Source organism: Streptococcus sp. (assembly GCF_019414905.1).
GTDB lineage: Bacteria > Bacillota > Bacilli > Lactobacillales > Streptococcaceae > Streptococcus.
In genome coordinates, this window is record NZ_DXLC01000141.1 from 1 (window position 1) to 9131 (window position 9131).

General features: G+C 40.8%; 11 protein-coding genes. All 11 read left to right on the top strand.

Annotation, left to right across the window (positions count from 1 at the left end):
- The first annotated feature begins 64 nt into the window (after positions 1–64).
- A complete protein-coding gene (locus QZ359_RS04400) occupies positions 65–1291 on the top strand; it encodes an MFS transporter (RefSeq protein WP_000862437.1) in 1227 nt (408 codons plus the stop codon).
- Positions 1292–1434: 143 nt separating this feature from the next.
- The gene (locus tag QZ359_RS04405) at positions 1435–1881 is read left to right on the top strand and encodes a TetR/AcrR family transcriptional regulator (protein WP_004254991.1); all 447 of its coding nucleotides are present in this window, start codon (positions 1435–1437) and stop codon (positions 1879–1881) included.
- Positions 1874–2119, top strand: a complete 246-nt coding sequence (locus QZ359_RS04410; protein ID WP_227325484.1) for a hypothetical protein — start codon at positions 1874–1876, stop codon at positions 2117–2119. Before QZ359_RS04405 ends, QZ359_RS04410 begins: the two co-directional genes overlap by 8 nt.
- The gene (locus tag QZ359_RS04415) at positions 2119–2631 is read left to right on the top strand and encodes a DUF308 domain-containing protein (RefSeq protein ID WP_000036821.1); all 513 of its coding nucleotides are present in this window, start codon (positions 2119–2121) and stop codon (positions 2629–2631) included. Before QZ359_RS04410 ends, QZ359_RS04415 begins: the two co-directional genes overlap by 1 nt.
- Before the next feature lie 240 nt (positions 2632–2871).
- Positions 2872–3567: an AzlC family ABC transporter permease gene (locus QZ359_RS04420; protein WP_293963016.1), complete on the top strand. Its 696-nt coding sequence runs from the start codon at positions 2872–2874 to the stop codon at positions 3565–3567.
- Positions 3557–3880 (top strand): AzlD domain-containing protein, encoded by a 324-nt coding sequence (locus QZ359_RS04425; protein ID WP_000253936.1) that lies wholly within the window; start codon positions 3557–3559, stop codon positions 3878–3880. The genes QZ359_RS04420 and QZ359_RS04425 overlap by 11 nt, the downstream gene beginning before the upstream one ends.
- A gap of 209 nt (positions 3881–4089) precedes the next feature.
- Positions 4090–4920 (top strand): amino acid ABC transporter substrate-binding protein, encoded by an 831-nt coding sequence (locus QZ359_RS04430; protein WP_049500712.1) that lies wholly within the window; start codon positions 4090–4092, stop codon positions 4918–4920.
- A gap of 153 nt (positions 4921–5073) precedes the next feature.
- Positions 5074–5928, top strand: a complete 855-nt coding sequence (locus tag QZ359_RS04435) for a MetQ/NlpA family ABC transporter substrate-binding protein (protein ID WP_000694519.1) — start codon at positions 5074–5076, stop codon at positions 5926–5928.
- 99 nt (positions 5929–6027) lie between these two features.
- Positions 6028–7401 (top strand): M20/M25/M40 family metallo-hydrolase, encoded by a 1374-nt coding sequence (locus QZ359_RS04440; protein WP_004255000.1) that lies wholly within the window; start codon positions 6028–6030, stop codon positions 7399–7401.
- Positions 7394–8455 (top strand): methionine ABC transporter ATP-binding protein, encoded by a 1062-nt coding sequence (locus QZ359_RS04445; protein WP_293963027.1) that lies wholly within the window; start codon positions 7394–7396, stop codon positions 8453–8455. The genes QZ359_RS04440 and QZ359_RS04445 overlap by 8 nt, the downstream gene beginning before the upstream one ends.
- Position 8456: 1 nt before the next feature.
- The coding region (locus tag QZ359_RS04450) for a methionine ABC transporter permease (RefSeq protein ID WP_293963029.1) at positions 8457–9131 on the top strand (675 nt) is incomplete at its 3' end.

Sequence of the window (9131 nt, forward strand, 5' to 3'; positions counted from 1 at the left end):
TGTTAGTAGTATCGCGGTCTATTCTTGGGGAAAGATTCCCATTTGAATTTAAAAAGGAGTTGTAATGAAAGTATTTCTTCAAAATAGAGATTTTAGGCAATTAACTATCAACCAGTGGATTTCAACGGTTGGGGATACGATTTTTTATCTGGCCTTTTTGAATTATGTGGCAGATGCATCTTTTGCCCCTTTGGCGATTTTACTGATCACGATTTCAGAAACCCTTCCTCAAGTTCTGCAAATCTTTCTGGGAGTTTTGGCGGATTTTCAACATCATCGTGTCCTAAAATATACAATGATTAGTTTTGCAAAATTTTTGCTTTACTCTATCGTTTCTTTATCACTTTCAGGGCAGTCCTTTTCCTTGTTATTAGTAGCATTTATTTGTCTGATTAACCTCTTATCTGACACATTGAGTTATTTTTCAGGCGCCATGCTCACTCCGATTTTCATTAGAATTATTGGGCAAGACCATCTGGCAGAAGCTATTGGATTTAAACAGTCAACTGTTAGTTTAGTGAAAACAATCAGTAATATTCTAGGAGGAGTCTTACTAGGTATTCTATCTATCCAGTCTATTTCCTTACTGAATGCTCTGACCTTTTTAATCGCATTTTTAGGTATTCTTTTCATAAAAACAGACCTCTTGAAAGTAGAAAAAACGATTAGCTATCAAGAAGGACTCTCTGTAAAATCCTTTTGCCAGCATCTGCTCCAATCATCAAAATTGATATGGAATATGAATAAGGTGCTCTTGGTTTTGTTTATTATCTCTATTAGTCAAGCAGTGATAAATGTTACAGTTCCTGTTTCTACTCTGTTTTTGAGGAATCAGCCCTTTTTGAATTTACAAACAGGTCAATCTCTTGCCTTGTTATCCACCCTTGAATTGTCAGCCCTTATTGTCGGAAGCCTTGTGAGTGGCTATCTGAAGAATACAATCTCCATAAAACTAGCCCTATATGCCTCGCTTATTATCCAATTACTCCTTTTAGTTGGCTTTGTGGCAGTTCGTTTTGACTGGATTCTTATCTTTAGTGCCTTGGATGCCTTTTTCGCAGGTATCCTCTCTCCTCGATTACAGGAACTCATTTTTAAACAAATACCTGAGGAGTCAATGGGAGCAGTTCAATCCTCTATCGGTGCCATTACAGTTGTTTTACCTAGCTTATTTACAATAGCTTTGGTAACCATTGCTACTAGCTTTGGAACTCTGGCAGTTAGCTTTGTTTTATTGCTATTTCTTCTAGCTGCCTTTATCATACTCTTGAATATCCGTGAAAACATTTAGCGAAGAATGTGTATATTATATGTTTGAGACTGGATTCCAGTCTGTTTATGATGGCTACAATCAGCAGACTGTTAAATTTTTGAGAAAGTTGCTTGACATTTCAGACCAATCGGTTTATAATTAAAAAATGTAGAGATAAATACATGAGAAAAGAAGAAAAAACAAGACTACGAAGAGAGAAAATCATTACCGCTGCTTTGTTTGAATTTGCTACAAAAGGCTATCAAGGTTTTGTCATCAATGAACTTTGTAAAGTGGATGGTATTTCCAAAGGAGTTTTGTATCATAATTTTTCAGGGAAATCAGACCTCTATCTAACTTGTTTTCAGGAGAGTTTTGAGAAAGCTTTGGCAGTGTTTCTGGGGGTGGAAGGTCAAGTGCCCTCCTTAGCTGATTATATGGAAAGGCGTCACCAATTTTATCAGCAATACCCAGAACATAGCCACATTTTCTTTGAGGCAATGATTGCGACACCAGAAGAATTGGAAGCAGACATTGCACCACAGAAAGCTATCTTTTTGGACTTGAATGAACAAGTTTGTCAAAAACTTATATCAGAATCCAAAAGCTATCTTTTTGGACTTGAATGAACAAGTTTGTCAAAAACTTATATCAGAATCCAAACTGAAAGAGCATATTGATGAGAAACGAGCTATGGACTATCTGCGATTGATTCAGGATATGTTTCGTTCCTATTATTTAACTGTTTCGTCAGATAGCAGTTTGCCTGACTTGGTTTCAGGATATGAACATCAATTATCACAGGTTTTGGATATGATGATTTATGGAATACTAGAGGAAGATTACTCTAAAAAAGGAGAAAAATAATGTCGAAAATTTGGAAATGGTTGTTACTAATTGCGGGTATTTTTGCAGTTTTTGTAGGTTTTAATATGTTTGCACATCCTCTTATTAGCTTGGCTTCCATGACTTTCTGGTTTGCACTTGTATTTGCAGTTCAAGGGATTTCTGAGATTGTACAATACTTCAAATCAGAAGAAAAGCATGGCTGGAATTTATTTGGAGGAATTGTTACCCTCATCCTCGCTCTTACCTTGTTCTCAGGTAGCTTTATTGAAATGGTAACATTTGTACCATTTATCATTTCTTTATGGGCCTTGACAAATGGTATTACAAAAACTATCGTTGGTTTCAAGGTTCGTAAGACGGATAAATCGGTAGGTACCCCTCTAGTTTGGATGGGGATTTTAGGAATCGTAGCAGGTTTAATCATGATGGGACACCCATTGATGACCGGTCTCTATATTAGTTACACCATTGCCTTTGTCTTTATTTATCAAGGTATTGTGGCAATTGTTCAATTCTTCAAGATTAAATAAGAATAAAATGGAGTCTGTCTGATTACAATCAGCAGACTTTTTTCTCTTTCCTGAATGTGTTATAATAGTCCATGCTATGGCTGGAGCCTTTTCAGCCTACTTATACTCTTCGAAAATCTCTTCAAACTGCGTCAGCTTCTATCTGCAACCTCAAAACAATGTTTTGAGCAACCTGTGGCCAGCTTTCTAGTTTGCTCTTTGATTTTCATTGAGTATTATTAAGACAATATGAGGAGAAAGATGAAAGAAAAAGGATTTTGGGAGGGGGCGCAGGCGGCTATGCCAACGGCCCTTGGTTATGTCAGTATTGGCCTTGCCTGTGGGATTATCGGTGCGCCCTATGTGACACCTGTTGAGATGGGCTTGATGAGCCTCTTTGTTTATGCTGGGAGTGCCCAGTTTGCCATGCTGGCACTGATTGCGGTTCAAGCACCTGTAGCAGCTATTGCGATGACGGTCTTTTTGATTAATTTGCGTCTCTTTTTGTTGAGTTTGCATGCGTCAACCTATTTCCGTCATACTAGTCTCTGGCACAATATCGGTATGTCTAGTATCTTGACGGATGAGACTTATGGTGTTTTGATGGGCGAATTGGCCCATGCAGACAAGGTCAATCCTATGTGGATGCATGGAAACAATCTCAACAGCTATGTGGCTTGGTTTGTGGGGACAGTTGTCGGAACGGCTCTGGGTGGCCTGCTGCCAAATCCAGAAATCTTTGGTTTAGATTTTGCTCTTGTTGGGATGTTCATCGGAATTTTTGCTTCGCAATTCCAGATTATGCAAAGACGGATTCCTGTCCGCAACCTGCTCGTTATCTTAGCAGTTGTTGCGGTGTCATTCTTTTTGCTCTTGACAGTGGTGTCTCAGTCACTAGCTGTTCTGTTTGCGACCTTGCTAGGTTGTACAATGGGGGTGGTTTTAGATGGTCAGTAAGTATCTTTTATTAGCAGTTATTTTCTCTGGCTTGGTGACATGGATTCCCCGTATGATTCCCTTCATCTTGGTCAAGTATAAGGGCTTGCCTGCGATCGTTGAGCGTTTTTTGAAGTTCTTGCCCGTTTCTATTATCTTTGCCTTGATTCTTTCAAGTGTAGTGACAGGCAAGGTTGGCAGTCTTCCTCAAATCAAATGGCTAGACTTCTTGGCAGTCTTTCCAACCGCTTGGGTAGCCTTTCGCTACCGTAATTTAGTCGGAACAGTTCTCTTTGGAGTGGTCTTAATTGCAGTCTTGCGTTTGGTCTTTTAATACTCTTCGAAAATCAAATTCAAACCACGTCAGCGTCGCCTTACCGTACTCAAGTACAGCTTGCGGCTAGCTTCCTAGTTTGCTCTTTGATTTTCATTGAGTATAAATTAGCCATAAAGAAAACCTATCACAGAGATAGATATCATATAATGGCGTAAATGGTTTTTTTCTGTTAAGATTATAAGGTATTCTATTTTGGAGGAAATGACATGAAAAAAATCGTTAAATACTCATCTCTTGCTGCTCTAGGGCTTGTTGCTGCAGGTGTGCTAGCAGCTTGCTCAGGTGGTGCTAAGAAAGAGGGAGAAGCAGCTAGCAAGAAAGAAATTATCGTTGCAACTAATGCTACACCAAAACCATTCAACTATGAAGAAAATGGCGAATTGACTGGTTACGAAATTGAAGTGGTTCGCGCTATCTTTAAAGATTCTGACAAATATGATGTCAAGTTTGAGAAGACAGAGTGGTCAGGTGTCTTTGCAGGACTTGATGCTGACCGTTACAATATGGCTGTTAGCAACATCAGCTACACTAAAGAACGTGCTGAAAAATACCTTTATGCAGCTCCAACTGCTAAAAACCCTAACGTTCTTGTAGTGAAAAAAGATGACCCTAGCATTAAATCGCTTGATGATATCGGTGGAAAATCAACAGAAGTTGTTCAAGGGACAACATCAGCTAAACAGCTAGAAGACTACAACAAACAACATTCAGATAATCCAACTGTCCTAAAGTATACTAAAGCGGACTTCCAACAAATCATGGGACGCTTGAGCGATGGCCAGTTTGACTACAAGATTTTTGATAAAATCGGTGTTGAAACAGTCATCAAGGACCAAGGTTTGGACAACTTGAAAGTTATCGAACTTCCAAGCGACCAACAGCCTTACGTTTACCCACTTCTTGCTAAAGGTCAAGATGAGTTGAAATCATTTGTAGACAAACGTATCCAAGAACTCTACAAAGACGGAACTCTTGAAAAATTGTCTAAACAATTCTTCGGAGACACTTACCTACCAGCAGAAGCTGATATTAAATAATTTTTTGAAATCATCCATTCTGAATAAGGTGGATGATTTCTCAGTTTTTAAGGATATAGTTTTAAACTATATATCTGACTATCTAATAACAATTTGTGAAATCAAATAAATTGTGAGATACTAGTACGGTATTATTTTTAAGGAGAAAGAATCATGAAAATTAAAAAATGGCTTGGTGTAGCAGCCCTTGCTGCAGTCGCAGGTTTGGCTCTTGCAGCTTGCGGAAACTCAGAAAAGAAAGCAGACAATGCAACAACTATCAAAATCGCAACTGTTAACCGTAGCGGTTCTGAAGAAAAACGTTGGGACAAAATCCAAGAATTGGTTAAAAAAGACGGAATTACCTTGGAATTTACAGAGTTCACAGACTACTCACAACCAAACAAGGCAACTGCTGATGGTGAAGTAGACTTGAACGCTTTCCAACACTATAACTTCTTGAACAACTGGAACAAAGAAAACGGAAAAGACCTTGTAGCGATTGCAGATACTTACATCTCTCCAATTCGCCTTTACTCAGGTTTGAATGGAAGTGACAACAAGTACACTAAAGTAGAAGACATCCCAGCAAACGGAGAAATTGCTGTACCAAACGACGCTACAAACGAAAGCCGTGCGCTTTACTTGCTTCAATCAGCTGGCTTGATTAAATTGGACGTGTCAGGAACTGCTCTTGCAACAGTTGCTAACATCAAAGAAAATCCAAAGAACTTGAAAATCACTGAATTGGACGCTAGCCAAACAGCTCGTTCATTGTCATCAGTTGACGCTGCCGTTGTAAACAATACCTTTGTTACAGAAGCAAAATTGGACTACAAGAAAGCACTTTTCAAAGAACAAGCTGATGAAAACTCAAAACAATGGTACAACATCATCGTTGCGAAAAAAGATTGGGAAACATCACCTAAGGCTGATGCTATCAAGAAAGTGATCGCAGCTTACCACACAGATGACGTGAAAAAAGTTATCGAAGAAACATCAGACGGTTTGGATCAACCAGTTTGGTAATAAGAAACAGGGAGGTGGGAGAGAAAATTCCACCTCTTGCTTTTGTATAGAGCATGGATTGTAAAGAGGACTTTAGGTTCATAGAAAGGTAGAGAGAATATGGTTTTTCCTAGTGAACAAGAACAGATTGAAAAATTCGAAAAGGATCATGTAGCCCAGCATTATTTTGAGGTTTTGCGTACCTTGATTTCTAAGAAATCAGTCTTTGCCCAGCAGGTTGGGCTCAAGGAAGTTGCAACCTATCTGGGTGAGATTTTCAAACGTGTTGGAGCTGAAGTGGAGATTGATGATACTTATACGGCGCCCTTTGTCATGGCGCATTTCAAGAGTTCACGTCCAGATGCCAAGACCTTGATTTTCTATAACCACTATGATACTGTGCCAGCGGATGGGGATCAGGTCTGGACAGATGATCCCTTTATTCTTTCGGTCCGCAATGGCTTCATGTATGGGCGTGGGGTTGATGACGACAAGGGTCATATCACGGCTCGTTTGAGTGCTTTGAGAAAATATATGCAGCACCATGATGATTTGCCTGTCAACATTAGTTTTATCATGGAGGGAGCGGAGGAATCGGCCTCGACAGACTTAGATAAGTATCTAGAAAAACATGCGGATAAATTCCGTGGGGCAGATTTGTTGGTCTGGGAACAAGGGACCAAAAATGCCTTGGAACAGCTAGAAATTTCTGGTGGAAATAAGGGGATTGTGACCTTTGATGCCAAGGTAAAAAGCGCTGATGTCGATATCCACTCTAGTTATGGTGGGGTTGTGGAATCAGCTCCTTGGTATCTCCTTCAAGCCTTACAGTCTCTTCGTGCAGCAGATGGCCGTATCTTGGTTGAAGGTTTGTACGAAGAAGTTCAGGAGCCAAATGAACGAGAACTAGCCTTGGTGGATACTTATGCCCAACGCAATCCAGGGGAAATAAGCCAGATTTATGGTTTGGAATTGCCTCTCTTACAAGAGGATCGTGCAGACTTCCTAAAACGTTTCTTTTTTGAGCCAGCTCTTAATATCGAAGGGATTCAGTCAGGTTATCAAGGGCAAGGAGTTAAAACGATTTTGCCAGCAGAAGCCAGAGCTAAGCTAGAAGTTCGTTTGGTTCCTGGCCTAGAACCGCATGATGTTCTGGAAAAAATTCGGAAACAGCTAGACAAAAATGGCTTTGATAAGGTAGAATTATACTATACCTTGGGAGAGATGAGCTATCGAAGCGATATGAGTGCGCCAGCCATTCTCAATGTAATCGAGTTGGCTAAGAAATTCTATCCACAGGGCGTTTCAGTCTTGCCGACTACAGCTGGAACAGGGCCTATGCATACGGTCTTTGATGCCCTAGAGGTGCCAATGGTGGCCTTCGGTCTAGGAAATGCTAATAGCCGGGACCACGGTGGAGATGAGAACGTGCGAATCGCCGATTACTACACCCATATTGAATTAGTAGAGGAGCTGATTAGAAGCTATGAGTAGAGACATTATCAAGTTAGATCAGATCGATGTGACTTTTCACCAAAAGAAGAGAATCATCACAGCGGTCAAGGATGTGACCATTCACATCCAAGAAGGGGATATTTACGGAATTGTTGGATATTCTGGAGCAGGGAAATCAACCCTTGTACGGGTGATTAACCTCTTGCAAAAACCATCTGCAGGGAAAATTACCATTGACGACGATGTGATTTTTGATGGTAAGGTCACTTTGACGGCAGAGCAGTTGCGTCGCAAACGTCAAGATATTGGAATGATTTTCCAGCATTTCAACCTGATGAGTCAAAAGACGGCAGAGGAGAATGTAGCCTTTGCCCTTAAACACTCTGGACTCAGCAAGGAAGAAAAGAAGGCTAAAGTAGCTAAGTTGTTGGACTTGGTTGGCTTGGCAGACCGTGCTGAAAATTACCCTTCACAACTATCTGGAGGGCAAAAACAGCGTGTGGCCATTGCGCGTGCCTTGGCCAATGATCCAAAAATCTTGATTTCAGATGAGTCAACTTCTGCCCTTGACCCTAAGACAACCAAGCAGATTTTGGCCTTGTTGCAAGATTTGAACCAAAAATTAGGCTTGACTGTTGTCTTGATTACGCATGAAATGCAGATTGTCAAAGACATTGCCAATCGTGTGGCAGTTATGCAAGATGGGCACTTGATTGAAGAGGGTAGTGTCCTTGAAATCTTCTCAAATCCTAAACAACCTTTGACCCAAGACTTTATCTCGACAGCCACAGGCATTGACGAAGCTATGGTCAAAATCGAGAAGCAAGAAATCGTGGAACACTTGTCTGAAAATAGCCTTTTGGTGCAACTAAAGTATGCAGGCTCTTCAAAGGACGAGCCACTTTTGAATGAATTGTACAAGCATTACCAAGTAACGGCTAATATCCTTTATGGGAATATCGAAATCCTCGATGGCACTCCTGTTGGAGAATTGGTTGTGGTGCTGTCTGGTGAAAAAGCAGCGCTAGTAGGTGCCCAAGAAGCCATTCGTCAAGCAGGTGTGCAGCTAAAAGTATTGAAGGGAGGACAGTAAGATGGAATCATTGATTCAAACCTATTTACCAAATGTTTATAAAATGGGCTGGGCTGGTCAAGCAGGCTGGGGAACAGCCATCTACCTAACTCTTTATATGACAGTTCTTTCCTTCATCATCGGAGGTTTCTTGGGGCTTGTTGCAGGTCTCTTCCTCGTCTTGACAGCGCCAGGTGGTGTCTTAGAAAATAAGGTCGTTTTCTGGATTTTGGATAAAATCACCTCTATTTTCCGTGCGGTTCCATTTATCATTCTCTTGGCAGTCTTGTCACCCTTCTCCCATCTAATCGTAGGGACAAGCATTGGTCCAAATGCGGCTATCGTACCGCTTTCTTTTGCAGTTTTTGCCTTCTTTGCCCGTCAAGTACAGGTGGTATTGGCTGAGCTAGATGGTGGTGTCATTGAGGCGGCTCAAGCTAGCGGAGCGACATTCTGGGATATCGTGGGTGTTTATCTATCCGAAGGTCTTCCAGATTTGATCCGTGTGACGACTGTGACCTTGATTTCACTTGTTGGGGAAACAGCTATGGCCGGAGCGGTTGGAGCTGGCGGTATTGGTAACGTAGCCATCGCTTATGGATTTAACCGCTACAATCACGATGTGACCATCTTGGCAACCATCATTATCATTTTGATTATCTTTGCAATCCAATTCTTGGGAGATTTCTTGACTAAG

What these genes read in the sequence shown, in the direction of transcription:
- QZ359_RS04400 (WP_000862437.1), top strand. Translation starts at nt 65, where the DNA reads ATGAAAGTATTTCTTCAAAATAGAGATTTTAGGCAATTAACTATCAAC.
- QZ359_RS04405 (WP_004254991.1), top strand. Translation starts at nt 1,435, where the DNA reads ATGAGAAAAGAAGAAAAAACAAGACTACGAAGAGAGAAAATCATTACC.
- QZ359_RS04415 (WP_000036821.1), top strand. Translation starts at nt 2,119, where the DNA reads ATGTCGAAAATTTGGAAATGGTTGTTACTAATTGCGGGTATTTTTGCA.
- QZ359_RS04420 (WP_293963016.1), top strand. Translation starts at nt 2,872, where the DNA reads ATGAAAGAAAAAGGATTTTGGGAGGGGGCGCAGGCGGCTATGCCAACG.
- QZ359_RS04425 (WP_000253936.1), top strand. Translation starts at nt 3,557, where the DNA reads ATGGTCAGTAAGTATCTTTTATTAGCAGTTATTTTCTCTGGCTTGGTG.
- QZ359_RS04430 (WP_049500712.1), top strand. Translation starts at nt 4,090, where the DNA reads ATGAAAAAAATCGTTAAATACTCATCTCTTGCTGCTCTAGGGCTTGTT.
- QZ359_RS04435 (WP_000694519.1), top strand. Translation starts at nt 5,074, where the DNA reads ATGAAAATTAAAAAATGGCTTGGTGTAGCAGCCCTTGCTGCAGTCGCA.
- QZ359_RS04440 (WP_004255000.1), top strand. Translation starts at nt 6,028, where the DNA reads ATGGTTTTTCCTAGTGAACAAGAACAGATTGAAAAATTCGAAAAGGAT.
- QZ359_RS04445 (WP_293963027.1), top strand. Translation starts at nt 7,394, where the DNA reads ATGAGTAGAGACATTATCAAGTTAGATCAGATCGATGTGACTTTTCAC.